The following is a 26,300-nucleotide window of genomic DNA, read 5'->3' on the forward strand; positions in this document are numbered from 1 at the left end:
GAGCGTAGCGGTCTACCGGTGCACAGAGTCGTCGAATGCGGCAGGAAGTACGTCCATTTCCTTCGACCTGTCCAGTAACGAACTGGCTCTTCCCCTGCTGCCTTCCGTGCTTGCCGTCATCGAGGAAGGCTTTTCGCAACTTGCCCGCTACCCCGACCCGACAGCACGGGCCTTGACCGAGGAGATCGCCAGCCATCTGTGCGTTTCTACGAACATGTGCGGGTCTTGTCGTGAGCAAACATGCACAGCTACAGTCCCGCCAGGATTCGGCGATTACGTTGAGAGGTGGTGCATCCCATGTGGCCCCCGCCGCCGAGACGAGGAGCGTCAGAACGGGGACCTGACCCCCGAATCATGTCGCCGCATTCGAAAAACCCTGAGCGTCTTCTGCCGTCGACAGGCATCCTAAGGTAGGCATCGTATGAAAATCCTGATGATCAGCATGCCGTGGCAAGGGCTCGATACGCCGTCCAGCGCACTCGGAATACTGGGGCAGTGCGTCCGCAGAAACGCCACCGACTGGGCCATCGAGGAACTGTATGCCAATCTCCGGTGGGCCGAACACCTGGTGCGTGAGAGCAAAGACGTCATCACGTTGGCGGATTACCAGAATGTCGCGGACCAGGTGTTCCACGGTGTGGGCGACTGGGTGTTCACCTCAGCGCTGTACGATCTGGACACTTATAAGGTCGATGAGTTCTCCGAGTTCCTGCGGCAGCGGGACGTGGACCCAATGGTTCCCGCCGCGATGCAGAAGCACGCCCGGAAATTCATCCGTGCTCTCGCGGCCGAGATCGCCACCGGCCCGCCCGACGTGGTCGGTTTCACAAGCACCTTCATGCAGAACGTGCCGTCCCTTGCGTTGGCCAAGGAACTGAAGCGCCTTGTACCGGGCATCCTGACGGTAATCGGCGGCAGCAACTGCGACGGAAAGCAAGGTCCCGCCCTGCACCGGAATTTCGAGCAGATCGACTTCGTGGTTAGTGGTGAGGGCGAGCGTTCCCTGCCCGCACTGTTGGAGCGCATCGCCGAAGACCGGAACTTCGCTGGCATCCCTGGCCTCAGCTGGCGGGACGAGGGGCAGATAGTGGTGAATCCGCCCGCCCAGGGAGCGCTGCCGTTCGCCGCTGTGCCTCCACCCAATTACGACAGTTACTTCCAGGAGCTGGAGAAGTCACTTTTCCAGCAGCACGTCCGTCCGAAGCTGGTGTTGGAGACTTCCCGCGGCTGCTGGTGGGGAGAAGTACATCAATGCACGTTCTGCGGCCTGAACGGATCGAACATCAATTTTCGAAGCAAGGCCCCCGAACGCATCGCTGAAGAAGTCAGGAACCTCGCCGAGCGGTACAAGGTCCTCGACCTGATCATGGTGGACAACATTCTTGACATGAAATACCTCAGTACGGCCATGCCAGCGATAGCCGCCCTCAACTGCGATCTGAGGATCCACTACGAGATCAAGTCCAACATGACACGAGAGCAACTGAGCAGCTTAAAAGAGGCGAACGTCCTCTACGTTCAGCCCGGCATCGAGAGCCTGAGTAGTCACGTTCTGCGCCTCATGGACAAGGGGGTCAGCGGCGCGCACAACGTGCGGATGCTGCGCGATGGGGAGGATCTCGGTCTCAATGTGACGTGGAACATTCTCTACGGCTTCCCCGGCGAGACAGAGGAGGACTACCGCACTGTGCTCAAGAAATTCGCCACACTTGAGCATCTGCAGCCGCCGACAGGAGCGTGGCGAATAGCGCTGGAGCGGTTCAGCCCCTACTTCGAGGGTCCTGTTCAGGGATTCACATTCCGCCGTCCGGCCGAAATATACGACTTCATCTACAAGATGCCCCGGGATCAGCTCTACGACCTCGTCTACCTGTTCGACACTGGCAACCAGGGAATCTCAGGCCCCCTGGAGGACGAGTTGAAGCAGGGAGTCGAGGAATGGGCCAAGGCGTACCAGCAGAGCACCCTCTCCTGCTGGACCGATGACCGGGGCAGGATAATCCTCGAGGACCGTCGTGCCAGTTGGCCGCAGGAAGTCATCGAGCTGGACGACGTCCGGAGCAACGTGTACCTCGGCATGTTCCAGTGCGCGGCCAGGGAGGGCATACGTCGGCGGCTCGCCGAGAGCGGGTACGTCGTTGGGGCCGAGGAACTGGAGGAGATACTTCGTTATTTCGTCGATCGCGGCTTGGCCTTCGAGGACGAGGGACGGTACGTGAGCGTCGCCCTAGTGGTCAACCCGTACCGCCGGAAGCTGGTTAACGGCAAGGAGGTCGCGGCATCATGATGAACGCGCTGATGGACATCGGTGAACTCCGGACACGAGCTTCGGATCAGGGGCGTGCATCGGCTAGGAGCTGGCCCAGGGCCGCGACGCTGACCCTCGGCACCAACGGGGCCGAACTTCCCCCGGCCACCGAGCTGGCGGAGCTCCTGCCCCGTGTGCCGGTCGCCAGGGTACAGCTGGCGGAGTCCGCTGACTTCTCGGCACTCCCCGATCGCGCGATCGTGCGGATCACCGCGTTGCTCCGCGAATGTTCCTCGATCGGTGCGGGAGTCATCTGGTCCCTGATCCTGGGCGTGGAACAGCTCGACCTGATCCCGCAGCTCGATCACCTCCCCGCCCCTGACACCATTACAGTGCTGGAGGAGAGGAGTCCATTCGTCAGCAAGTGGCGTTCCTCCAACAATTTCGGCCTCCTGTACTTCCGTAAGGGTCCGAAATACCTGTCCGTCGTCGATCAGCGACCCGAATCTAGCAGGCGGATCATCGTGGAGGATCCCGCCATGATGGACGTCTTCCTTCAAGCTCTGGAGGGATGCGCGTGGGCCGAGGTGACCCGGACCCCGCAATACGCCGCCGCCGCGCGGGACCTGGTGAACATGGGTCTGCTCTTGTGCGTCGGAGACCAGTGCGTGACTCTCCCCGTACACATGCGTTCATGGCCCATCGGAGCCGTCCTCCTGGGGGGAACCCTCGCCTCGGCCGGAAAGAAATCGGGCGATGTGAAGGGGTAGTTCGGGCGTCGCCCGGAGATGCGGTTCATGTCGCGAAGAGCTCGCGGGCGCGTGATGAAACGGCGCAAGGATGCTTGCCAGAGCCGGTCGAAATTGTGCTGCCAAAAATTTCATCCATGAGCCTAATGAGATGATCATCGCGACACGAAAACCCGGCGATACCCCACGAACGCGGCAATCCATCCACCGGACGAGCCTGCCCGCAGGCCACACAAAGGGATCAAACGCCCTCTCGGACCGGCTTCATCCTCGAACCGCCGTAATCTCCGCCTTTCAACCTCAGAAGCTTTCGAGGCCGACATCCGCGCCTTGATCAAGGACTGGAACGCCGACCCCAAGCCGTTCATCTGGGCCAAGACGGCCGAAGAGATTCTCGGCTCACTCGCCCGCTTCTGCCAACGAATCTCAGGTGCAGGACACTAGTGTCCTGCACCTGAACAAAGCGATCTTTGTGCCCCAACTCCGGGAGACAGGATGAAAAACGCTCCGTGCAAGGGCGTCCTACTCAACCCTGAATCCCCAGAGCCGACGGGTGGTGAGACACCTTCCCTGCACAGGAGGACAACGGCGTCTCACAGGGCCGGATCGTCAGTAATTGCTGTTCATGGCGGCACGCACCTCGGCGAGAGTGACATTGGCCACAGCCCTAGCTCGCTCGTTTCCTTCGCGGAGGGTCTGGCGGAGGTAGGTGCGGTCCCGCGCGTACTCGGTTCGGCGAGCCCTGATCGGGGCTAGGTACTCGTTGACCGCCTCGGTCACAGTCCTCTTCAGCGCAGCGGCTCCCGCAGAGCCGATGTCCTCGGCCACCTGCTGGGGGGGCCGATTCTGGCAAAGAGCTGCCAGCAGGAGGAGGGAAGAGACCTCGGGGCGAGTGGCCGGGTCGTAGGTGATGTGGCGCTCGGAGTCGGTTTTTGCCCCCTTGAGCAGTCGGGCGGTCTCATCGGCGTCGGCCGCCAAGGCGATGGCGTTGCCCCGGCTCTTGCTCATCTTCGTACCGTCCGTGCCGAGCAGGAGCGGTGCGCTGGACAGCAGGGCGTCGGACTGGGGGAACACGGCGGTGCCGTTCCCGTAACGGTCGTTGAAGCGTCGGGCGATGGTCCGGGTGACTTCGAGATGGGGGAGCTGGTCCTGGCCGACCGGAACCAGATTGGCCTTGCAGAAGAGGATGTCGGCGGCCTGGTGGACGGGATAGGTGAACATCAGGCCGCTGACGGAGGACTGACGCGAGTGGGTGATCTCGTCCTTGACTGTGGGGTTGCGGTTGAGCTCGGCGACGGAGACAAGGCTGAGGAAGGGCAGCATCAGCTGGTTGAGCGCGGGGACGGCGCTGTGCGTGAAGATCGTGCTGCGTGCCGGGTCCACGCCGATGGCGAGGTAGTCCAGTACCAGATCCTCGACGTGCCCGGTCAGATTGTCCGCCACATCGCGGTCGGTCAGGACCTGGTAATCCGCGATGATCACGAACATCTCCACTCCGAGGTCCTGAAGACGTACTCGGTTGTGCAGCGTGCCGAAGTAGTGGCCCAGGTGCAGGCGGCCGGTGGGGCGGTCGCCTGTCAGCACACGAAATTGTCCGGGGTCCTTGAGGATCAGCTCTTCCAGCACCGCATTGCGGGCCTGCGCGGCAGACATCCCGAGCGTGTCGGCGGAGGGAGTTGAGGCAGAAGCGCCGGGAGGCACAGTCTGGGGAGTAGTGTTCACAAGGTCTCCTGGTACGTCGGTCTTGCCATCAGGATGGCACAAGCCTTGGCTGCGGCGAGGCTGTCGAAATGCCGTTCTGAGGAGCCCGCGAGTTTCGGGCACGGTCCCAAATATGACTATATGTGCAGCCCTATCATGCGGCCCGCTTGTCCTTCGACCATTCATCGAGCACTTTTGGTGGCGGACGACAACCGAGCGCAGAATGGAGTCGTCGAGCGTTGTAGAAGCCTTCGATATATTTGATCACTGCTCGGCGTGCCTCAGGGCCCCGGCACATCGAGGATTTGACCGGATTTGATTCTTGCCTACGGCGGATGTGAGGTCGGAGTCGGCCTGCAAGCCGGGTAATAACTGTCCAAACCACGGCACGGAGAAGGGCGCGATTCCCGAAGATCAGCTAAGATCCGGCACCCCTGGAGGCGATCTCGGCGGTGATGACCTTCGGTATCGCCGCGGTCGGCGGCGACTCCATCACCGCGATCTGCGACCGGGCCGCTGAAGCGCCGCAAGAGCTGCTCGTTCCCCCGGGCTGCCGGCGCGATCCGTTCACCGGGCTATGTCACCCACCCGGCGAGCGGACCATCCGCCGGGTACCGGCCGACGTCAACCACCACACCCGGCAGCACCGGGGCGTGGAGAACCGCGAGTACTACGTCCGTGACGTCACTTTCCGTGAAGACGCCGGCCAAGTGCGTACTGGGCAACTCCCGCATGTGATGGCCGCCATCCGCAACCTCGTGATCGGCGCGTTCCGGCAGAAAGGTCACATCAGCATGGCTCAGGCCCGCCGCAGACACGGCTGCGCCTCACGCCATCTGCTCACCCTATTCGCCCTGTGAAAATCAACCCTCAGCAGACCGAATCGTCAATGTGCCTGGGCCCTGTGCCTTCCCCTGAAGGAGAAGGTCCCGCGACTCCGCGGGGGTAGAGGCAGTCAAGTCCGCACCACCCTCATTCAGGTGGATCGCCACTCCAAATGATGTAGCGGGGAAACTCCGCCTGAAGTACCTCCGCCTCGCACGGGCCGAGAGATGCACGCCTATTCGTGCCGCCCATGCAGGTAAAGCTACGGACGGCAACTAGGCAGGTCGAGGAGCGTAACGCGCCGTTGTAGAAGAAACCTGTAGGGGAAGGGAAGGGGCGCGTTACGCGCCCCTTTCTCTCTTGCCTGTCAGGTGATCTCGTAGAAGCTGGCCGGCGCGCGCTGCTCGGCGGTCAACCGCGGCATGACATCCAGCAACTCGCGGACCGTGTCCTGACCGGCCTGCTGATGGCGCAGCCACTCAGGAGCCGCCCGTTTCAACTCCGACAGGATCTCGGTCGCCCGCCTGGGGTCCCCGATCTGAATGTGGGCGCGGGCCGCGTCCAGGCGGGCACGGTCCCACGTCGACAGGTCCGACAAACCGGCGCTGCGGGGCAACCTCTTGAACAAAGCGATCGCCTTCCCCGGCCGACCGGCGATGATGGCGTTCTCCGGGCCGATGAGAGCCGCGCTGAGCGGCCCGAACCGGCGTTCGGCGGGACGCCCTGCCTCCCGCCTTACCCGGTTGCCCGCGAGCATGGCCAGCTCGGCGTACTGAGAGGCGTTGCCGGGCTCGTTTACGTAGTTTGCTCAGGCGGTCGCCGGTTTCGACATCGGGGCTCCGGGGGTCGTTTGTGGTACCGTCAGGCACAGCCCTGCCCTTTGAGCTGGGTGGTGGCGTCGCCGATCTGCTGTCCGCGATGGCGTCCGCCGACCTCCAGCCGTTGGTGGGCTTGACCGCGACCTTTGACCTTGGATCACCGGGCAGTCCTGTACGGCGCGGCCATCTGGAGGCCGGGTGCGCTACCTGGCGGGCCGTGGTGGACGTCGCCGGCGGTGTCCGTCAAGTCGCCTGTTTCCCTGTGGCGGTAGTGTCCAGGTCAGCGAGGTGCCGGATGTGGGTAGGTGTACGGTCTGCGTGTCCGGGCTGATGGTGAGGGTGAATTCGTGCTGCGCCGGTCCGTCGGCGTCGTGCCAGGCGGAGACGGTCTGTTCGATCCGGTCCCAGAGCCGCACGGGGCCGTCCTGGGTGACGGTCCAGCCCTCGCCCACGGGGCTCAGCCAGGCGTACGATCCGGTGGCGTGGTCGAACAACAGTTCGGCTGCCTGTCCGCCGTTGCCGTCCGTGACCCGCATACGGCGACTGGCGGTGGGCGCGGCGAGCTGGGCCAGGAACCTCCCCATCCAGTCGTCCAGGATGCCGGGACCGTACCGTGCGGGCCGCTGCTCGCCGCCGCGGGCGGGCAGATCGCTGAGTGGCGGGGCGGCGTGGGCGCGGGCGGGCATGAAGGAGACGGTGCCCGGCAGAAACCGGCCGTGGGCGTGGCCGCCGCCGGTCACCTCCAGGGTGACGAGGCCCGAGCCGTACAGCCAGCCCGACAGGGTGACCAGGATCCGGCCTCCCGTGCTGGTCTGGGCGAGCCAGGTCGCCGGCACGGTGCGGACCGAGCAGGTCGCAATGATCCGGTCATAGGGGGCACGGGCCCGGTGTCCTCGCAATCCATCCCCGATGGCCAGGGTAGGCGCGTATCCGGCCGCGCCAAGCGCCTGGGCGGCTCGGGCGGCGATCGAGGGATCGATTTCGATCGAGGTGACCAGGTCATCGCCGAGGCGTCGGCAGAGCAGGGCGGTGGAGTAGCCGGTCCCGGTGCCGACCTCCAGCACCCGGTCGCCGTCGTCCACCGCCAAATCCTCCAGCATGCTCACAACCAGGCCGGGCAGCGTGGAGGAGGAGGTCGGCGTCCCCTGCGTCGGCTGGGCGTCCTCGCGGTATCGGCCATCCAGCTGCGTCACCCAGGTGGTGTTCTCATAGGCCAGCTCCAGCCATCGCGCCTGGCCGACCTCGGCGGGTGTGACCGGTTCCCACAGGGTTCCGCCGGGGCCGTCCACACGTCGGTAGACGCGGCCGCCCAGGAACCGCTCCCGGGGAACCCGCTCCACCGCATGGCGCCACGGCGCGGTGCGCAGATCTCCATCCGCCCGGAGAAGATCGGCCAGGCGACGGCGTAGAGCGACGGCTGAGGCATCGGCGCGGGCGCTCATGTGGTCGTCTCCAACAGATCCGCCAGGGCCGCCGTCATCGGCAGCCCGGTCTCCTCTTCCAGCCAGAGCCACTGACCGGCGCTGTTGCACTCATAGAAATCGAGCGAACCGTCTGGTCTCAGGCCGAAATCAAAGGCGCCGAACAGCAATCCGAATCTTGCCAGGTAGGCGCGGCACGCGTCCGCCACCTGAGCGGAGACGTCGAATACCGAATAGGTCACCTGCTCATAGTTCTGGCGGAAGTCGAGGTGGGGAGAGTCGATGCGGGCGGCGAAACACTCGGTACCGATCACCGTGATACGCACGTCGGCGACCTTGTCCGGGGTAGCGGTCTGGAACAGGTGCGCGGTGGCCGCGATCCGTTCGTCCAGCTCGCCGGGGTCCACGAGGTGGATCCACACGGTGGCCGCGTGCCCGTCATGTCGACGAAAAGTGGTGATCCGCAGCGGTTTGTAGACCACCGGGCCCTGTTCGGCTGCGAATCGGCGAGCTTCGGCGAGGCTGTTGGTTATGAGTGTCGGCAAGACCTGAAAGCCAAGTTGCGCGGCGGCGGCCAGCTGCCCAGGTTTGTGATCATGCCGCATGATGTGCCAGGGATGATTCACATACCGACAATCAGGTAGTGCGGCGAGTACGCCACCCAGACCGTACCGGGCCTGGGCCACGGCGAACCGGGCGTCCTGTTCATCCAGGCCGACTGGGGCCGCATACTCCGAGGGGCGCCGGTAGTACACCGACCGGACCTGCTCCAATCTGACGGCGCGGGAGCTGGTGGACAGCGTTCCCGACAGTCCTCCCGGCCCGTAGCGGGCCGCCAGCTCAATCCCGCCTGCCAGGAAGTCACCCGGATCCAGCCGCATCACCGTGACACCCCGGCGGCCCAGTTCGGAGATGACCGCGTCAGCGGTCGGATCATCCAGCCGGGTCACCACCAGAACGGGCTGGTCCGCCATCAGTCGGGCACGTATTCGGTGATGGCGACATCGTCGGGTGGCGTTGGCGTTGTACCATCACCGCCGCCGGTCGCCTTGGAGGAGGTCACGGCCTGGTTCGTGCCGTGCTTTCCCATCTCGATGGGCTGTCCGGCCTCGTCGAAGTAAAGGGTTGTCTGTGTTTCGGGGTCCAGCTCCAGGTCGGCGTAGCCGATGCCGACCAGCCCTTGGAACGGGGCCAGCCGGGTGGCACCCCACGGGCGCAGCAGGCTGACAGATTCATCCATATTCGCTCCTTTTTGCCATGTGTGATGCTTTGTTTTCGCCGTCACCCTTCACTGTGAAGGAGGTCGGCATCGCAATCAATAGGTGTCGATTATCTGGTGGGATAATCCAGTGGAGTTGCCTGGACAGCGGAAACGTCGTCACGGGATAGCCTCTAGAGCTGATCTAGGAGTGGTTGTCGCTTATGCTCTGAATTGGAATTAGGGTAATGCTGCTGACTTGGGGATGCGTTTCATAATTGCGGGGCGTTCTCAGCCGGCGGCCCCAGTGTGCCGGGCAGCGCAGGGGCGGTCTCCTCGGGGGCTGCGGGGTCCAGCGCTCAGCCACCCGGCCCGCTCGCGCATCGTCCAGGTGTTGCCCTCCAAAGAGACGATCCGCACCAGGTCGCCGGGACGTGGTGGCATCTTCCCTCTCACCCGGCCCGGTCGCCGTGGTCTGTGTCCGGTGCGGCCACAGGTGCCTGATCGGCCGGGTAGGCGATCTGGAACCACACCGCGTTTCCCGCCTCGTCGTCCTGGTCGCTGCCCCAGCCGTCGGCCAGGAGGTTCACCCAGTTCAATCCCCGGCCGCCGTCGCTGTCCTCGTCCGCCGCGCGCATCATGGGAACGCTGACGGCCGAGCCGTCGTCGATGACCTCCACGTGCACGATGCCGTGGCCGATCCCCAGGCAGAGCGTCACCGTACCGCCCGGCCGGGATGAGTCGCTGTGTACGACGGCGTTGGTGATCAGCTCGCTCACCAGCAACGTGGTCGTTTCCAGCACGTCGGTCGTCACGTGCTCGGCCAGCAGTCCCGCCGTCCAGGCCCGCGCCGTTCCGGCCGACTGCGGTACCCCGGAGAGGTCCCGCTGGTGCAGGGTGTGCAGGTGCACCCATCGCCTGGCCGTCGCCGTCCGGGGTGAGCGGTGGCGCAGGCTCGTCTTCTCCCGCGTCGTCACGTGGTCACCGCCGCCATGATCGCCTCCGTGGCGTGCTCGTCGAGTGCCCACACCCACTCACCCCGCAGCCAGAGCGTCGACCCCGGGGGCCGCCAGGTGAATACCGGACCCCGGGGGCGCCGCACCACACGCACACAGGTGCGCCCGCCCGCGACGGACGGGATCTCCAGAACCGGCGAACCGGCAGTGGGGCTGACGAGCAGGGTCGGCGTCCCGAGAACCTTCAGGTCCCAGCACAGCCGTACCAGGTGGATGAACTCTTCCTCTTGCGGATCGCGCGTGTCCATGGCTCGGCTCCCGAGGTGGCTGGCATACGACAGGTCGCACAGGTGTGAGCGGCAGCCGTGCGACGCGAAATCGCAGGCCCGAGGTTTCTCAGAGTGACTTAACCCACACGTGGCGTAGGAACATGATGTGTGCGCCCCGCCTCTTTTGGCAATAGAATCGTCAATATTGCCAAGCTGAATGACAGGATGAGCTTCCGGGGCGCTTGCCCGGTCTCCCAGGTGGCGACAGACTTAACGATCTCAACTCAGGGGAGAGTCAGTGTGAGCGCCGATCGGCCAGCTACCATCCGAACCCGCAGGCTGGCGGGTGAACTGCGCCGCCTGCGCGAGGTTGCCGGCTTGACCGGTGATCAGGCGTCCAAGTCGCTGGGCTGGAACCCCTCCAAGCTCAGTCGCTATGAAACGGCTACCAGACGAGTTCAGCCGAAGGATCTACAGGTACTTCTCGATCTCTACGCGGTCCCTGACGAAAAGCGGCAAATCCTCCTTGACCTGGCGAGGAACGCTCGGTTCAAGGGGTGGTGGGACGCCTACGGTGACACCCTCCCCACAGAACTCGCCGCGTACATCGCGTTGGAGGCCGAAGCCGCGTCGATCAGAGGGTTCTCGGCTCAGATCATTCCGGGGCTGCTTCAGACGGAGGAGTACGCTCGTTCCGTTATTCACGCCGGTTTGATGGATCTTGCGCCTCGGGGAGAGATCGAACGCCGAGTGGAAGCACGTAAGACCCGCCAGCGGCTTCTCGCGCGGGAGCCCGGACCTCTCGACTACTCGGTCATCATGAGCGAAGCGGCCTTGCGCAACAGGGTCGGCTCTCCTGAGGACATGCGCGCTCAGTGTCATCATCTGGTGGATCTGGCCCAGCTTCCCAACCTGACCATCCACATTCTCCCTTTCGCCTCCGGAGCTCATCCCGCGATGGCGGGAACCTTCTCGATTCTCAGTTTCCCGGCCCGCTACGACGAGGACGTGGTCTACATCGAGACCCTGACCAGTAACCTCTGGGTGGAGGACGAAAGGGACGTACACTGCTATACGCGCGTGTTAGATCATCTTCGTGCGATTGCGTATGGGGTCGATGAATCCATCTCTTTCATCGCGAAGGTGGCTGAGCAGCTTTGATCATCGATCCGCTGGAGGGAGCTGCGAGATGACTGTTCCTGAGCAAGCTGTGTGGCGGACCAGCAGCTTGAGTGCTAACGGTGCGGACTGTGTGCAAGTGGCTGTCGTCAATGCCTCTGGCACTTCAGGCCATGAGGCGGAGAATCCCCTGTTCCTGGTGCGCGACTCCAAGAACGTTGACGGCGGGGTCCTGACTTTTACGCCCAGCGCGTGGCGTGCTTTCATCGGCGGTATCAAGGGCGGCGACCTCGACACCTTGACCTGAGGCAGGAACACGGAGCATCCGGTTGGGCCGCCGACCGGATGCTCCGCGGGTTTGGTGTCCGGTGCCGGTGATGAGTTTCCCGCGGGGCGGGTGAAACGCGGTGTCCTGGTTTGGCTGGTGCTTCACCGTGCGGATTCGGCCCTGATCCGGCCGATCAGCGTCGTCACGGTATCGTCGTCGGTACCGCAGGCGTGGGTGAGCCTGTGGCCCCACCACCTCTCCAGGCAGTCGCGCAGCGCTCGCGACCAGGCGGTGTCCTGCAGCCACAGCGGCGTTCCGTTGGCCACCACGGCCACACCGCCGCCGGGGCGTACCAACGGAACCAGCGCGCGGAACACCTCGTCGTGGTTCATCCAGTGCAGGGCCTGGCCGATGGTCACCGCGCTCACGGTCCGGTCGCCGAGCAGTGCGCGCAGCGCTGGTAGGTCGGTGTCGGCTCCGATCATCCAGCTCACATTGGTCGTGCCCCGCTCGCTCGCGGCGCGTCGAGCACGGAGGAGCATGTCCGGCTCCGGGTCCACGCCGACGACCGCGCGTACCCGCTCGGCGATCGGCAGAGCCAGCTGGCCGGTTCCGCAACCGAGATCGACCACGGTGTCGTCCTCGGTCAGCTCGAACGCCTCCATCAGTGAGTCGATGACGGCCTGGGGGTAACCGCGTCGGAAGTCTGCCACTTCACCGTGGAAGCCCGAATCCATGGCCACAGCCTGCCCGCAGGGATCCTCACCGTGACAGCGCTTCAGCTCACAGCGTCGGCCCGGAAAAGGGGCGGGAGGGGGGGCAAGCTCGGCGTAGTCCGGGCGGCGTCGTGTGGGCAGCCCTGACCAGGGGGCGACCGTGCTGACTGTCCGCCGCCGATCGCGGCGCTCGCATCGGCACAGTCGGTTCCGTGCACGCGTGGTAGGGGTTGCGGCTGGTCCGCAGGCCGTCGGTGCGGGTGATCGTCTGCTCGGTGGAGCTGGCCACCCGAGAGGATCGCTGCGCGGAACAGCGAAAATCCGCTGGCATAGCGGGCCCGAAAGGGGATCTTCGACCGATCCGGGCCCGCGCCGACCACGCACCAGCGGAAGGGGCGGGGCACCCAAAACCTATCGGAGTATCCAGATAGGTCAAGAGGCTTCAATGATCATGAGTGGCAAAGGTGTGATCAGGGCTACCCTGCTGGAGTGAACGCGATTGAGGACCTCGTCAGCCGTACTGAAGAGCGCCGCCGGCGTGTGTCCGCTGGGCTCGACTCGAAGCGGCGGACCGAGCTGGGCCAGTTCTTCACTCCCAGTCTCGCCGCACACCTGATTGCAGAGATGCCCCACTTTGCCGACGTGAAAGTCATGCGGCTTCTCGACCCAGGGGCCGGCGTTGGTTCTCTCGCAACCGCGTTCCTGGCACGTTTGGCGCGTCAGGAATGGCATGGGCGTGTCGAGGTGGTTGCAGTCGAAATCGATAATATTGTGTTCCCGCATCTGGAGGAGACGCTCAAGGACTGTGCTGAAACGCTCGTACCATACGGAATCGAGCTAGAGATTAACGCCATATGTGGCGATCTCATCCAGCTCGGGACAGGTCTCAGTCGCGAAATAAGTCCATTTTCCCAAAGCTTTGACGTGGTCATCATGAATCCGCCGTACAAGAAGCTCGGCGCTAAGAAGAAAGAGCGCCTTGCGCTCGCGGCCCAAGGAGTCGACTGCTCGAATATCTATAGTGCCTTCATGGCTTTGGGGGTAATGAGCCTGCGTCCAGGCGGGCAATTGGGGGCAATCACTCCGCGCTCTTTCGCTAATGGCCCCTATTTTGAAGAGTTTCGCCGGTTCTTTTTGGAGAGTATGGCGCTTGATCGGATTCATGTTTTTGAGTCGCGATCAAAGGTGTTCGCCGACACGGAAGTACTGCAGGAGAATGTCATATTCTCGGCTACTCGCGCCGGATCGAGAGAGCGGGTAGTGCTTTCAGTCAGCGAAGGATACGCTGATGTGCCTACTTCTCGCACCGTTTCGTATGTCGAAGTCGTGAAGCATGATGATCCTCATCGGTTCATTCATATACCTGCGGACGAAAGTGATACTGAAACGGCGGAGGCGATAGCCAACCTTCCTTGTTCACTAAGTGACCTGGGAATGAAGGTGTCCACTGGAAAGGTTGTGGACTTCCGTGCCCGCGAGCACATCAAGTCACAGCCGGGAGAGGCAGATCTCCCTCTTATCTATCCGGGAAATCTAAGAGAGGGGCGCGTTAGCTGGCCTCTGCCCCTCCGTAAGCCGCAAGCTATTGCCGATCTTCCTGATACCCAAAAGCTGCTTCTTCCGGGTGAGCGATTCGTACTGGTAAATCGCTTCTCCGCGAAGGAGGAGAGGCGTCGAGTCGTCGCCGTGGTCTACGAGCCCGATGATATCAGGGCTCCTCGCGTAGGATTTGAGAACCACCTCAACGTGTTCCGTGGTAATGAGCGCGGCCTGGATCGCGAAGTTTCCTACGGCCTCTGCTTGTGGCTGAACAGTTCGATTGTGGACAAGTTCTTCCGTATGTTCAGCGGTCACACTCAGGTCAACGCAACCGATCTTCGGTCCCTCCGGTACCCATCACTCGATCAGTTGGCTAGTCTGGGCGCTGCTCTTGGTCAGGGATCATGGCCCGATCAGGAGAAGATCGACTCTCTGGTTGCTTCACACGTCCTCACTGCGGAGGCCCGTCCGTGACTGACGGTGGTCTGTTCAGCATCGAAGATGATCCCCTCAGGCGCAAGATCGAGCAAGCTCAATACCTCTTGAGGATGCTCAAATTCGATGAGGAGCGGAGCAATGAACGATCAGCTCTAACCCTTCTGGCGTTGCTAAGCCACGACCCTGAGACGGCTTGGGCCGACTCCACCAACGAGTTGATGACGACGCACGTAATTATGGCCAGGCTCCGTGAAAGGCTGAGTAAAGACTACAAGTCGAACACTCGGGAAACCATTCGCCGTCAGACCTTGCATCAATTTGTTGGCGCGGTATTGGTGGAGCATAATCCGGATGATCCACAGCGGGCCGTCAACTCCCCCAAGAGTTGTTACCGGATTCACCCTCAGGCGCTTGGGCTTTTTCAGTCTTACGGCGACTCGGTATTTGAAGCGCGACTCAGAGAGTATCTCACAGAAGTTCCCAGTCAAATCGAAGTGTATGCCCGGGCGCGTGAGCTTAGTCGTATTCCAATCGTACTCCCCTCCGGGAAGCCTTTTACTTTAAGTCCCGGCGGACAGAACATTCTGATCAAGCAAATACTTGAAGAGTTCTGTCCGCAGTTCACGCCGGGCGGTCAAGTTCTCTATGTTGGCGACGCGGATGCCAAATTTGCCATCTTCGAGAAAGAGGCGTTGGCCGCCTTGGGGGTAAGCCACATCGATCAGCACGGGAAGATGCCCGACCTGATCGTCTATATGCCAGGCAAGAATTGGCTCGTCCTGCTGGAGGCTGCGTCATCTCATGGGCCTGTTGACAGTAAGCGCCACGAAGAGCTGGCAACGCTCTTCGCCGGCTCTTCGGCTGGCCTGGTATACGTCTCCTGCTTCCCATCTCGTAATGAGATGCGTAAGTATCTATCGGCCATTGCCTGGGAAACCGAGGCGTGGTGTGCAGATAATCCAACTCATCTGATCCATTTTAATGGTGAGCGCTTTCTTGGGCCGTACGAAAAGTGAAGCTCATGTGTGAGGCGATAATTGGACGATTAATGCGTTTTCGTTTGGGTGCTGTTGTGTTGTGAATAAGCAAGTCGATCATTATCTCCTGGTGCTTGCGGAACGACGGGCTATCGCGTGGGTGCTCACCGAGCAGCGCATGGCCTTTCCGCCAACTGCTCGCTCCGAGGTCAGGGACCTTAAGCCAGGCGACGAGCTGTTCGTCTATGTCACACGCGGCGCCTATCAAAACCCCGGTCGTGACCGGGGAAGAGTTGTTGGGCGTGCCGTCGTCGTATCTCAGGTGGAGCTCCTTGAGGTACCGCTGAAGATCGGCGCGAAAACCTATCCGCGTGGTTGCCTCATCGACGTGCAAGAGCTGGCCGATTGGGGGACAGGCGTCGAGGTCGTCCCCTTGCTGTCCAAGCTCGAAGTGTTCCCGGACCCGGGTGTGTGGAGTGCTCAACTGAGGCGGCCGCTCTTGAGACTTCCAGCCCGAGACGCTGATCTGTTCCGTGTAAAGCTGGCCAACGTGGCGCGAGACCCTGACGAGGTGCTTGCAAGCTATGTCGATCGTGCGGAGCCAGTGCGAGGCCGAAGCTAGGAAGATCAGTCGCCAGAGCACCCGGCTGTCGATCGGGGTGGGCGTCGGGCGCATCGTTGAGGCGCTCGCTTCACGGGTGGGCGGGAGGCGGTCAGCTCGGCGTAGCCTGTCTTCCCGGCGGTTTCCGGAACCACTCGTCTACCGGGTCAGGGGAGGGAGGGGCGTTTTATCGGGGGCGGATCGCCGCTCGGAGTCGGCCGAGCCAGGACCTCCGCCTGGCGGGGGATGACGGGGCGGGTTCTCCGATGGAGGTGGGGGGTGCGGGCGTGGGGGGGAGTGGCGGGGGAGTGCGGCGGGCCGGCCAGAACTGGGTTCGGTCGCCGTGCCGTACGCCGTGGGTGGCCTTGATCGAGGTGACGACGTCGTCGGCGTCCAGCAGCCTCGCCCGGCCCAGCGCCTCGGTCCGCTCCAGGGTGGCCGTGCCGTCGTCGCCGAGGTCGATCACCAGCAGGCCGGACCGGTCGTCCTGGACGGCGGAGATCATCCGTTCCAGCGAGTCGCGCCCCAGCGGGACCGAGACCGGGCCCGTGTAGCGGAACGGGGTCGGCGCGGGGGTGGGGGAGACCTCGTCGGCCAGCCGTACCCGCTCGTCGTGGGCGAAGTACTCGCGCAGCAGGCGCAGTTCGAAGAACGGGTCGTCGAGCACCGGGCGGCGTCCTGTGGGCAGCTGTGACCAGGGGGCGACCAGGGTGACCCGTACGTCGCCGATCGACCCGTCGAGGGCGGCGCCGACCGCCCCGCGCACCCGCTCCTCGCCGCCCTCGCCCTCCGCGACGCGCAGGACCACCTCCACGTACGGCACCAGCCACCGCCGCCCCCGGTCCTTGCGCAGGTCACGGCGGAGCGGCACCCGGTGGGCGAAGTAGGGGGCGACCGCGCTGACCGCCCGCCGCCGGTCGCGGCGCTGCGCGGGAAGGCCCAGGTGCACGGCCCTGGCCGCCGGCTCGGGGACGAAGACCGCGCCGTGCGTGGCGAGCCGGTAGGCGAACTCGGTGTCCTCGCCCCTGAGCACCTCGGGATCGACCCCGCCCACGGCGTGGAAGGTCTCCCGCCGCATCGACACGGTCGGTCCCGTGCACACGTGGTAGGGGTTGCGGCTGGCCCGCAGGCCGTTGGTGCGGATGATCGTCTGCTCGGTGGAACTGGCCAGCGCCTTCGACAGGTCGAAGACGGTGGCCAGGGAGTCTTCGCGCACGTGGTCGTGTAACTCGGAGGGGGAGAGCGCCGGGTCCTCGACGAACATCTTCGCGCCGATGGCGACGAGGTAGTCGGTCAGGTGGTGCCAGCGGGCCAGCGCCTCGATGTGCTCGCGCCAGAGAACCATGTCCGCGTCCAGGCGCTGGATGATGTGCCCCTCGGCCAGCGCGGCCCCGGTGTTGAGCGCGTGCGCGATGCCCCAGCCTCCGGGGGCCGCGGGAGCGATCCGGGTGCCCGGTGGGGTGATCTCCGGCAGGCGCAGAGGCGGGTCGCTGCCGTCGTCGACCACGATCACCTCCATGAGGTGACCGGGGTAGGTCTGCGCGGCCAGGGCGGCGAGTGTCAGGTCGAGTCGGCGCTGGCCGCCGTGCGCGGGGATGATCACACTGACCGAGAGCGCCGGGGTCCACTCGCCGAGTGGGGGCGGCCTCAGGCAGGAGTAGTCGTTGTGCCGGATCGGGGGCCGGTCGATCGCCGCTCCGCCCGTCATGATGTGGTGCTCCTCGTCTGCGTTCCCGCTTTTCGGGCCGCGTTGACCCTACCCGGATTTGCTTAGGGTTTCCTGGGCAACGGACGCGGGACTTCCTGGATGAATGACGCCTGAGGTGTCCATGTGGTGGACAACGGATCCCGGGGCCGGGAGCGTTGCCCGTAGACTCGTTACCCAAACGGCGCAGGTAGGGCGCGCGTGGTGGCCACGCGCGGGAGGAGCAATCATGACCAGGGCGTGGCGTGGCCTGATCGAGGAGTACCGTGACCGACTTCCGGTTACCACGGCGACGCCCGTCGTCACGCTGCTGGAGGGCGGCACGCCGCTCGTCCCGGCGTACCGGATCTCGACGCTGACCGGCTGCGAGGTCTACCTCAAGGTCGAGGGCGCGAACCCGACCGGCAGCTTCAAGGACCGTGGCATGACCATGGCCATCAGCAAGGCCGTCGAAGACGGCGCGAAGGCCGTCATCTGCGCCTCCACCGGCAACACCAGCGCCTCCGCCGCCGCCTACGCCGTCCGCGCGGGCCTGACCTGCGCGGTGCTGGTGCCCCGGGGCAAGATCGCGATGGGCAAGCTGGCCCAGGCGCTGGTCCACGGGGCCAGGCTGCTCCAGGTGGAGGGCTCCTTCGACGACTGCCTGGAGATGACCAGGAAGCTGTCGGAGAACTACCCGATCGCGCTGGTCAACTCGGTGAACCCGTTCCGGCTCCAGGGCCAGAAGACCGCCGCCTTCGAGATCGTGGACGCGCTCGGCGACGCGCCCGACATCCACTGCATCCCGGTCGGCAACGCCGGCAACATCTCGGCCTACTGGATGGGCTACACCGAGTACGCCGAGGACGGCGTCGCGACGCGGGTCCCCCGCATGTTCGGCTTCCAGGCCAGTGGCGCCGCGCCGATCGTCAACGGCGCCCCGGTGACCCACCCGCACACGATCGCCACCGCGATCCGGATCGGCAACCCCGCCTCCTGGAAGCTCGCCGAGGCCGCCCGCGACGAGTCCGGCGGCGTCATCCAGGCCGTCACCGACCGTCAGATCGCCGCCGCCTACAAGCTGCTGGCCCAGGAGGAGGGCGTGTTCGTCGAGCTCGCCTCCGCGGCCAGCGTGGCCGGTCTGCTCCAGGCCCACGACCAGGGACTTGTCGCCCCGGGAGGGCGCATCGTCTGTACGGTGACCGGCAACGGTCTCAAGGACCCGGACTGGGCCATCTCCGGCGCGCCCACCCCGGTGACGATCCCGATCGACGCCCACGCGGCGGCCGTCGCCCTGGAACTCGCCTGACACCGTCTCCCCGATGCCCCTCCCTCCCCCGGGCCCCGCAGGCGGGCTGCGAACCCGGCCCCGCACGCAGTTTGGATCTGTCTGATGTCCGAAAGTCAAGAGGGGCCGGCTCGTTCCACGGCTGAAGCCGGGGGGCCGCGCCCAGGATCTCCGATCAGGGTCGTCGTCCGCGTCCCGGCGACGTCGGCCAACCTCGGCCCGGGGTTCGACAGCCTGGGGCTGGCCCTGGGCCTCTACGACGAGGTCGAGGCGTCTTTGTACGGCGAGGCCGAGGCGTCTGTGGCCGAGCCCGGCGACGGTCCCCGGCCCGGGAGTGTCGACATCGGGGTCGAGGGGGAGGGGGCGGGCGAGCTCGACGACGGCGAGGGGCACCTCATCGTCAAGACGATGCGCGTCACCTTCGACCGGATGGGGGTCCCGCAGCCGCGTGGCATCCGGCTGCGCTGCCGTAACCGGATCCCGCACGCGCGGGGGCTCGGCTCCTCCTCCGCGGCGATCTGCGCGGGCATCCTCGCCGCGCGGGCGCTGGCCGGCGCGCCGTACGAGGCCGTTCCCCACCGGGGCGGATCCGCCGACGTCCACCCCGGTACGGTATCCGCCTTCACCGACGACGACGTGTTCGCCCTGGCCACCGAGATCGAGGGGCACCCCGACAACGTGGCCCCGTGCCTCGCGGGTGGGCTGACCGTCGCATGGACGGACCACTCGAACGTACCGCATATGGTGAGACTGGTTCCACACGCCGATATTCGGCCCGTGGCCATCATTCCCCGGCACCGGTTGTCCACCGAGATCGCCAGGGGACTGCTCCCCGAGGACGTGCCGCACGCCGACGCGTCCGCGAACGCCGGGCGGGCGGCGCTGCTCGTGGCGGCACTGACCACCAGGCCCGAGCGGGAGCTGCTGCTGGCCGCCACCGAAGATCGGTTGCATCAGGATTACCGCGCGCCTGCGATGCCGCAGACCGCGGATCTGGTACAACGTCTGCGCGGGATCGGCGTCCCTACGGTTGTCTCGGGAGCGGGTCCCACCATTCTTGCGTTTTCCACAGGGGATACGCAGGATTTGATCGCACCGGAAGTGGGTACTGATTGGCTCATCCAGCCACTGGATGTCGAAACCCGCGGTGCCTGTGTTGTCCCTCCCGGGACACGCTGATACCTCTTCGACCTTCAGGGAATAGCTGTGTGCGCTGGTGATGTTAGGCTGGTAGCCGCACCAGGTGCCCCCTTGTTGGGTGCGTGCTTGTCAGCCACGCATCGCTGTACCATGTCCCACCCCGTGGGGCATGAGCGCCGCAGTGGCCTCCCCGAATCCGTCGCCTCCGAATGCTCCACATTCGGTTGGGGCAACGAGAGACGGCGTTTGAGGGGACATGCGCGTTTCGATCTACTTCGACATCTGGTTGCCGGTAGCAATCCGGGGGTGTCCTCCAAGCCCCACCGTCGGCGAATCTCGATGGTGACGGCCTGGGTACGCCCTTCTCCGACAGTGGCGGCGGCCCGTAAGGGCCGTCGAGGATCGCAACGTGCAACCCGACCCGGTCTGTCCCACCGGGTCGATCGCACCACCGGGACGATTGGCTGATCATGGCCACGCCCGACCCCTGGGAAGGACCCATTAGTGAGCGACACCACCGAACTCCTCTCCGACGCCACCGGCGCATCGCCGGCGGCCGGCGACACCCCCACCCGCCCCGCGGCCAAGCCGCGCCGTCGCTCCGGCACCGGCCTGTCCGCGATGGTGCTGCCTGAGCTGCAGGCCATGGCGTCTGGTCTTGGCATCAGCGGGACCGGGCGGATGCGCAAGAGCCAACTCATCGCAGCCATCCAGGAGAAGCAGGGCGTAACCGCCGAGAGCGCCCCGGCTCCCGTCGCCGCCAAGGAAACCCCGGCAGCCCCGGCGCCGACCCCTCAGACCGAGCCGGTCGCCGAGCGCCCGGCCCGTAGCCGGAGGGAACGTTCCCGCTCGGTCGCCGCCGTGGAGCCCGTGGCCGAGCAGGTCGCCTCCGCTCCCGCTCCCGTGGCCGAACCCGTCGCCGCCGCCGCTCCCGTCGCGGAGCAGCAGGCCGAGGCGGGCCAGACCGAGGGGCGTCCCGAGCGTGGCGAGAGCCGCCGTGAGCGTGGCGAACGCCGTGGCCGCAACGGCGACCGGGGCGAGCGCGGCGAGCGCGTCAACGACCGGCGTGAGCGGGGCGAGCGCGGCGACAGCCGTACCGACCAGCGCGCCGCCGACGCGGGCCAGAACCGCGGCGAGCGGAGCAACGACCGTGACCGGGGCAACGACCGCGGCGAGCGGGGCAACGACCGCGGCGGCGAGCGGGGCGACCGTGACCGCGGCGGCGATCGTAATGACCGCACCGGCGACCGCGGCGACCGTGGTGGCGACCGTGGTCCGCAGAGCCGTGGCGACCAGCACGGTGTGAGCGACGACGACGACCGTCGCGGCCGGCGCGGGCGGTTCAGGGAGCGGAACCGGCGCGGCCGGGACCGTTTCGACAGCAACGAGCCCGTGGTCGGCGACGACGACGTCCTGATTCCGATCGCCGGCATCCTGGACATCCTCGACAACTACGCGTTCGTGCGGACCAGCGGTTATCTTCCGGGCTCCAACGACGTCTACGTCTCACTGGCCCAGATCCGCCGCAACGGCCTGCGTAAGGGCGATGTCGTCACCGGCGCCGTCCGCCAGCCCCGCGACGGCGAGCGCCGTGAGAAGTTCAACGCGCTCGTCCGCCTCGACACGGTCAACGGCATGGATCCGGAGCAGGCGCGTCAGCGGCCCGACTTCAACAAGCTCGTCCCGCTGTATCCGCAGGAGCGGCTCCGCCTGGAGACCGAGCCGAACATCCTGACCACCCGGATCATCGACCTGGTCGCGCCGATCGGCAAGGGGCAGCGTGGCCTCATCGTCTCGCCGCCCAAGGCCGGCAAGACGATGGTGCTCCAGTCGATCGCCAACGCGATCACCCGGAACAACCCCGAGTGCCACCTGATGGTCGTCCTGGTCGACGAGCGTCCGGAAGAGGTCACCGACATGCAGCGGTCGGTGAAGGGCGAGGTCATCCACTCGACCTTCGACCGCCCCGCCGAGGACCACACCACGGTCGCCGAGCTCGCCATCGAGCGTGCCAAGCGTCTGGTGGAGCTGGGTCACGACGTCGTCGTGCTGCTCGACTCCATCACCCGCCTGGGCCGGGCCTACAACCTGGCGGCCCCGGCCTCCGGCCGTATCCTGTCCGGTGGTGTCGACTCCACGGCGCTCTACCCGCCGAAGCGTTTCTTCGGCGCCGCCCGCAACATCGAGAACGGCGGCTCGCTGACGATCCTCGCCACGGCGCTGGTCGAGACCGGCTCCAAGATGGACGAGGTCATCTTCGAGGAGTTCAAGGGCACCGGAAACCTGGAGCTCAAGCTCAACCGCCAGCTCGCGGACAAGCGGATCTTCCCCGCGGTGGACGTCGACGCGTCCGGCACCCGTAAGGAAGAGATCCTCATGTCGAAGGACGAGCTGCAGATCACCTGGAAGCTGCGGCGGGTGCTGCACGCCCTGGACATGCAGCAGGCTCTGGAGCTGCTCCTGGAGAAGATGAGGGAGACCAAGTCCAACGCGGAGTTCCTCCTCCAGGTCCAGAAGACCACGGTCAGCTCCGAGCGCGACTGACGGTTTTCGTAGTACGGCTCACGCCCCGGCCCTCACGGCCGGGGCGTTCGCCGTCTTCGGACCCCGTCTTCGGACCTCGCCTCCGGACGGCGGCTCCGGGGTCCTGCGGGACCCGGGCCTTCGGGATATCCACACCCTCGGGACGCCTGCTCGCCCCATTCCGCCGCGCCCGGCGTTCCGGCACACTTGAACGGGGCGGGGCCCCGGGCGTGACCGCGATCACGGTTGGGTGGAGGCGGGGAGCGGATGACGGCTGAGACGGGGGTGGGCGCGTCCGCGACGCGGACGCCGCTGCGCCTCCGCGTGCCGCTGGGACCGAACGGGCCGCTGGGGATGCTCGTCGATCCGATGACCTGGCGTGCCGTGCCGTACCTGTTGTTCAGCATGTTCTACGGCATCGTCTGCTTCACCGTGCCGGTGTTCGCGCTCCCGCTCGCGCTGACCCTGGTCGCCCTCTGGATCGGGCTTCCGCTGCTCGCGCTGACCATGCTCGCCTGGCGCGGCGCGGCGATGGCCGAACGGCGGCTGCTCCGGCTGGCCTTCGGCACGGTGATCCCCGACCCCTACCGGCCGTCTTCGGGCGGCAACCCGCTCCTGCGCTGGAAGGACATGTTCGTCGATCCGGCGACCTGGAAGGACCTGCTGTACCTGCTGCTGTTGCTGCCGGTCGGGGTCGGGGAGTTCACCGTCTCGGCCGTCCTGTGGTGTCTCGCGTTCGGCCTGATCCTCATGCCGCTGCTCGTCCTGTCCGGCTGGGGGCCGATCTCGATCATCGACGGACTGCTGATCGACACCGTCCCCGGGGCGCTGCTCTGCGTCCCGGCCGGGCTGGGGGTCCTCTCCGTCGCGCTGTACGCGACCAGGGGAATGGCGTGGCTGCACGCGCTGCTCGCCGTCGGGTTGCTGAGCCCGGGTAAGAGGGACCTGCTGGCCGCCAGGGCGGCTCACCTGCGGGCCAGCCGGGCGCGCGGGGTCGACGCGGCCGAGGCCGAGCGGCGCAGGATCGAACGCGACCTGCACGACGGCGCGCAGCAGCGGCTGCTCTCCGTCGCCATGGACCTGGGCCGGGCCCAGGTGCGGATGGAGAGCGACCCCCAGGGCGCCAGGGAACTCGTCGCCCAGGCCCACGCCGGCACCAAGGCCGCCATCGCCGAACTGCGCGACCTCGCGCGGGGCATCCACCCGGCGATCCTCACCGACCGGGGGCTGGACGCGGCGCTCTCCTCGCTCGCCTCCCGGGCGCCCGTGCGGGTGAACCTGTCGGTGGAGGTCTCCCACCGCCCTCCGGCCGCGGTGGAGAGCATCGCCTACTTCATCGTGGCCGAGTCCCTGACCAACGTGGCCAAGCACTCCGAGGCCACGGCGGCGTCCGTCCGGGTCAGCCGTGAGGGCCGGCGGGTGGTCGTGGAGATCTACGACAACGGCGTCGGGGCCGCGGCGCCGGGCGCCGGAGGCGGCCTGGCGGGCCTGGCGGACCGGGCCGCCACCATCGACGGCGTACTGAGCGTGGACAGCCCGCCCGGCGGCCCCACCCTGATCCGCGCCGAACTGCCCTGCGAGTGGTGAACACTTGACCGTATGCGGGTGGTGATCGCGGAAGACTCGGTGCTGTTGCGCGAGGGACTGGCCAGGCTTCTGGCCGACGGCGGGATCGAGACCGTCGCGGTGACCGGAGACGGTCCCGGGCTGGTGGCCTCGGTGGCCGAGCACGGCCCGGACCTGGCCATCGTGGACGTGCGGATGCCGCCGTCCCACACCGACGAGGGGCTGCGCGCGGCGCTGGAGGCCAGGTCGCTCCGGCCGGGGCTGCCGATCCTGGTGCTGTCGCAGTATGTCGAGGAGCGCTACGCCACCGAACTGCTCGGCGGGGGCGCGACGGCGGTCGGCTACCTGCTCAAGGAACGCGTCGCCGACGTGTCGGAGTTTCTCGACGCCGTGCGCCGGGTCGCCTCCGGGGGGACGGTCATCGACCCGGAGGTGATAGGCCAGCTGCTCAACCGCTATCGGCGGGACGATCCGCTGGGCTCCCTGACGGCAAGGGAGCGCGAGGTCCTCGCCCTGATGGCCGAAGGCCGCTCCAACACGGCGATAGCCGCCCGGATGGTTGTCACCGAGGGCGCGATCGAGAAGCACATCTCCAGCATCTTCGCCAAGCTCGGCCTCGGACCCGCCCCCGGCGACCACCGCCGGGTGCTGGCCGTACTGACCTATCTGGGGCGGTGAGCGGGCGTGACCGGGAGGACCTGGCGAACGCCTGAGAAGAGAACGCCCGGTGCCGATGGCACCGGGCGTTCCCGACCTCGCGGTCCGCTGACGTTCCGCGCTCCGTCGTCTGTACGGCTTGCGCCCGGGGTTGGGGACGCGAGTCGTACAGCGTGGGGCCGTGGCGCGGGGGCGTGACGCGCTGTCGCGTTCTCCGCGTTCTCCGCGTTGTCCGGTTACCGGTTGCCCCGGTGGCCGGACTCCGGCTGTGCGACGGGCGCGATGCCGCCTATGTCAGGTCGTTCAGCGGACGTCCACGAACTCGACACCGGACTTGGAACCGTAGGTCTTGCCGGTGCCCGGGAGCACGGCACGCCAGTAGGCGTCGAACTTCGGCCTGACCACCTTGCCGAACCTGCCGCTGCCGTTCGCCTTCGCGAAGGAGACGAACTTCCAGCCGGACGCGCCCCTCTTCTTGCAGTAGAGCTCGACCAGCTTGCCGGAGTAGGCCGAGCCGCCCCGGTAGGCGGTGCCGAACAGGCGGATCGACTTACCCTTTTTGATCTTGTTCGCGGTTACGTCGAACGAGACCTTCGACGCGCGCTTCCTGGACGTGGACTTACCGGCCCTGACGGTGAAGGTGTCGGCCTTCTCGTACTTGGCGCTCTCCTTGCCGCGTCCCGCGGTCAGCTCCAGCGTCCAGTAGCCGGTGGAGAAGTCCCTGTCGAACCAGGTGGTGCTGTACCAGGAGTTGGCGGAGTTGCCCTTCTCCAGCCGCAGGTCGACGGAGTCGGTGGCGTCGTTGCTGAAGAGGCGGGCGGAGACGGAGGAGGCGCCGATGATGCCGGCCTTGACGACCACCTTGGTGTCCTCGTTGCGGGTGATCACAACCGGGTCGGTCACCGAGGCGCCGAGATACTTGACCTGCGGGTCGACGTCGACGTCCTTACAGGTCGCGCTGTCGGCGCCCACCCGGCTGATCTTCAGACGGAGTTGCCATTTTCCGTCCTTGTCCTTGGCGGTGATGGTGAAGTCGCCCTTGAGGGAGGCGGTCTGCGGAACATCGGCGACCTTGTGCTCGGTGTCCGTCGTCTCGGGCTGCTTCGGCAGGGCGAGTTCGGTGGCCGCGATGACGGTTCCGTCGGCGCGAGTGATCTCGGCGGTCACCTTGGTCACGGAGCGGGCGACCTGCTTGGTGTTTCCCTCCACGGGCCAGGCGCCGTTCGCGTCCTTGTCCTTGAAGGGCTTCTTGAGAGTGGCCTCGAAGCCGACGGTGTTGTCGGCCTTCAGCGGCACGAAGGTGTCGCCCACCTTGACGTCGGAGATGTCGGTGGTGACGGCGTCACAGGCCGCCGCGGTGGCTGTGAAGGGAGTGGACTGGGTGGCGAAGGCTGAGGCCGTACCGCTGGCGAAGACGGCGGCCCCCGTTGCGGCTGCCATGAGCAACCGCGTTCCGTTCCTCATCATTGGTCCCCTTACTCGGGTAAAGATAACGGTAAATATTACGGTTTGGGCACCGGAGCCTAGTGGGGCTGATGTGACTCGTCTACACACGCGGGCCATCAGTTCGGGGAATGGTCCGTGGCCTGGGGTGGTTGG

Annotated in this window: 23 protein-coding genes and 1 pseudogene; 13 read left to right on the forward strand and 11 right to left on the reverse strand. The window is 65.8% G+C overall.

The window, feature by feature from the left end; all coding sequences use genetic code 11:
* Positions 1-421: 421 nt before the first annotated feature.
* Both ABZ194_RS17620 and ABZ194_RS17625 read left to right on the forward strand, forming a co-directional pair.
* A complete protein-coding gene (locus ABZ194_RS17620) occupies positions 422-2,287 on the forward strand; it encodes a RiPP maturation radical SAM C-methyltransferase (protein WP_355597372.1) in 1,866 nt (621 codons plus the stop codon).
* The gene (locus ABZ194_RS17625) at positions 2,284-3,018 is read left to right on the forward strand and encodes a DUF5825 family protein (RefSeq protein WP_355597374.1); all 735 of its coding nucleotides are present in this window, start codon (positions 2,284-2,286) and stop codon (positions 3,016-3,018) included. The genes ABZ194_RS17620 and ABZ194_RS17625 overlap by 4 nt, the downstream gene beginning before the upstream one ends.
* A 588-nt stretch (positions 3,019-3,606) precedes the next feature.
* Here ABZ194_RS17625 and trpS read toward each other — a convergent pair.
* Both trpS and ABZ194_RS17635 read right to left on the reverse strand, forming a co-directional pair.
* Positions 3,607-4,650: a tryptophan--tRNA ligase gene (trpS, locus tag ABZ194_RS17630; protein ID WP_355597376.1), complete on the reverse strand. Its 1,044-nt coding sequence runs from the start codon at positions 4,648-4,650 to the stop codon at positions 3,607-3,609.
* Between the two features lie 202 nt (positions 4,651-4,852).
* Positions 4,853-4,978: pseudogene (locus ABZ194_RS17635) on the reverse strand (IS3 family transposase); the annotation flags it as partial.
* Positions 4,979-5,150: 172 nt separating this feature from the next.
* Here ABZ194_RS17635 and ABZ194_RS17640 point away from each other — a divergent pair.
* Positions 5,151-5,558, forward strand: coding sequence for a hypothetical protein (locus ABZ194_RS17640; protein WP_355597378.1), 408 nt, complete (start codon positions 5,151-5,153; stop codon positions 5,556-5,558).
* A gap of 332 nt (positions 5,559-5,890) precedes the next feature.
* Here the strand turns inward: ABZ194_RS17640 and ABZ194_RS17645 are convergent, their stop codons facing one another.
* The 6 genes from ABZ194_RS17645 to ABZ194_RS17670 all read right to left on the reverse strand — a co-directional run bounded on the left by ABZ194_RS17645 (position 5,891) and on the right by ABZ194_RS17670 (position 10,224).
* Positions 5,891-6,280 (reverse strand): hypothetical protein, encoded by a 390-nt coding sequence (locus ABZ194_RS17645; protein WP_355597379.1) that lies wholly within the window; start codon positions 6,278-6,280, stop codon positions 5,891-5,893.
* A 264-nt stretch (positions 6,281-6,544) separates the two neighbouring features.
* Positions 6,545-7,783: an ATP-grasp peptide maturase system methyltransferase gene (tgmC, locus tag ABZ194_RS17650; protein ID WP_355597381.1), complete on the reverse strand. Its 1,239-nt coding sequence runs from the start codon at positions 7,781-7,783 to the stop codon at positions 6,545-6,547.
* Entirely contained in the window at positions 7,780-8,736 is a 957-nt protein-coding gene (gene tgmB, locus ABZ194_RS17655) for an ATP-grasp ribosomal peptide maturase (RefSeq protein ID WP_355597383.1), read from the reverse strand. The genes tgmC and tgmB overlap by 4 nt, the downstream gene beginning before the upstream one ends.
* Positions 8,736-9,002, reverse strand: coding sequence for a putative ATP-grasp-modified RiPP (tgmA, locus tag ABZ194_RS17660; RefSeq protein WP_355597385.1), 267 nt, complete (start codon positions 9,000-9,002; stop codon positions 8,736-8,738). The genes tgmB and tgmA overlap by 1 nt, the downstream gene beginning before the upstream one ends.
* 410 nt (positions 9,003-9,412) lie before the next feature.
* A complete protein-coding gene (locus ABZ194_RS17665; RefSeq protein WP_355597386.1) occupies positions 9,413-9,937 on the reverse strand; it encodes an ATP-binding protein in 525 nt (174 codons plus the stop codon).
* The gene (locus ABZ194_RS17670; RefSeq protein ID WP_355597388.1) at positions 9,934-10,224 is read right to left on the reverse strand and encodes a hypothetical protein; all 291 of its coding nucleotides are present in this window, start codon (positions 10,222-10,224) and stop codon (positions 9,934-9,936) included. Before ABZ194_RS17670 ends, ABZ194_RS17665 begins: the two co-directional genes overlap by 4 nt.
* Before the next feature lie 261 nt (positions 10,225-10,485).
* On the opposite strand from ABZ194_RS17670, the gene ABZ194_RS17675 reads away from it, so the two are divergent.
* Complete coding sequence (locus tag ABZ194_RS17675) at positions 10,486-11,346, forward strand: helix-turn-helix transcriptional regulator (RefSeq protein ID WP_355597390.1); 861 nt, start codon at positions 10,486-10,488, stop codon at positions 11,344-11,346.
* 28 nt (positions 11,347-11,374) lie between these two features.
* Positions 11,375-11,611, forward strand: a complete 237-nt coding sequence (locus ABZ194_RS17680) for a DUF397 domain-containing protein (RefSeq protein WP_355597391.1) — start codon at positions 11,375-11,377, stop codon at positions 11,609-11,611.
* A 122-nt stretch (positions 11,612-11,733) separates the two neighbouring features.
* On the opposite strand, the gene ABZ194_RS17685 is transcribed toward ABZ194_RS17680, so the two are convergent.
* Positions 11,734-12,285, reverse strand: coding sequence for a class I SAM-dependent methyltransferase (locus ABZ194_RS17685; protein WP_355597393.1), 552 nt, complete (start codon positions 12,283-12,285; stop codon positions 11,734-11,736).
* 492 nt (positions 12,286-12,777) lie between these two features.
* Between ABZ194_RS17685 and ABZ194_RS17690 the strand changes: the two genes are divergently transcribed.
* The 3 genes from ABZ194_RS17690 to ABZ194_RS17700 all read left to right on the forward strand — a co-directional run bounded on the left by ABZ194_RS17690 (position 12,778) and on the right by ABZ194_RS17700 (position 15,864).
* The gene (locus ABZ194_RS17690) at positions 12,778-14,301 is read left to right on the forward strand and encodes an Eco57I restriction-modification methylase domain-containing protein (RefSeq protein WP_355597395.1); all 1,524 of its coding nucleotides are present in this window, start codon (positions 12,778-12,780) and stop codon (positions 14,299-14,301) included.
* The gene (locus tag ABZ194_RS17695) at positions 14,298-15,281 is read left to right on the forward strand and encodes a BsuBI/PstI family type II restriction endonuclease (RefSeq protein ID WP_355597397.1); all 984 of its coding nucleotides are present in this window, start codon (positions 14,298-14,300) and stop codon (positions 15,279-15,281) included. Before ABZ194_RS17690 ends, ABZ194_RS17695 begins: the two co-directional genes overlap by 4 nt.
* 61 nt (positions 15,282-15,342) lie before the next feature.
* Positions 15,343-15,864, forward strand: coding sequence for a hypothetical protein (locus tag ABZ194_RS17700; RefSeq protein WP_355597398.1), 522 nt, complete (start codon positions 15,343-15,345; stop codon positions 15,862-15,864).
* 166 nt (positions 15,865-16,030) lie between these two features.
* Here ABZ194_RS17700 and ABZ194_RS17705 read toward each other — a convergent pair whose 3' ends face one another.
* Entirely contained in the window at positions 16,031-17,551 is a 1,521-nt protein-coding gene (locus tag ABZ194_RS17705) for a glycosyltransferase (RefSeq protein ID WP_355597400.1), read from the reverse strand.
* Between the two features lie 226 nt (positions 17,552-17,777).
* Here ABZ194_RS17705 and thrC point away from each other — a divergent pair, with 226 nt between their 5' ends.
* The 5 genes from thrC (at position 17,778) to ABZ194_RS17730 (ending at position 24,722) form a co-directional block, all read left to right on the forward strand.
* A complete protein-coding gene (thrC, locus tag ABZ194_RS17710; protein ID WP_355597401.1) occupies positions 17,778-18,836 on the forward strand; it encodes a threonine synthase in 1,059 nt (352 codons plus the stop codon).
* Positions 18,837-18,920: 84 nt separating this feature from the next.
* Positions 18,921-19,994 (forward strand): homoserine kinase, encoded by a 1,074-nt coding sequence (locus ABZ194_RS17715; protein WP_355597402.1) that lies wholly within the window; start codon positions 18,921-18,923, stop codon positions 19,992-19,994.
* A gap of 465 nt (positions 19,995-20,459) precedes the next feature.
* Complete coding sequence (gene rho / locus ABZ194_RS17720) at positions 20,460-22,499, forward strand: transcription termination factor Rho (RefSeq protein ID WP_355597404.1); 2,040 nt, start codon at positions 20,460-20,462, stop codon at positions 22,497-22,499.
* A 246-nt stretch (positions 22,500-22,745) separates the two neighbouring features.
* Positions 22,746-24,065, forward strand: a complete 1,320-nt coding sequence (locus tag ABZ194_RS17725) for a sensor domain-containing protein (RefSeq protein WP_355597406.1) — start codon at positions 22,746-22,748, stop codon at positions 24,063-24,065.
* 12 nt (positions 24,066-24,077) lie between these two features.
* Positions 24,078-24,722, forward strand: coding sequence for a response regulator transcription factor (locus ABZ194_RS17730; protein WP_355597408.1), 645 nt, complete (start codon positions 24,078-24,080; stop codon positions 24,720-24,722).
* Between the two features lie 282 nt (positions 24,723-25,004).
* On the opposite strand, the gene ABZ194_RS17735 is transcribed toward ABZ194_RS17730, so the two are convergent.
* Complete coding sequence (locus tag ABZ194_RS17735) at positions 25,005-26,141, reverse strand: hypothetical protein (RefSeq protein WP_355597410.1); 1,137 nt, start codon at positions 26,139-26,141, stop codon at positions 25,005-25,007.
* Positions 26,142-26,300: the final 159 nt, after the last annotated feature.

This window comes from Streptosporangium sp. NPDC006007 (assembly GCF_040614315.1).
Lineage (GTDB): Bacteria > Actinomycetota > Actinomycetes > Streptosporangiales > Streptosporangiaceae > Streptosporangium.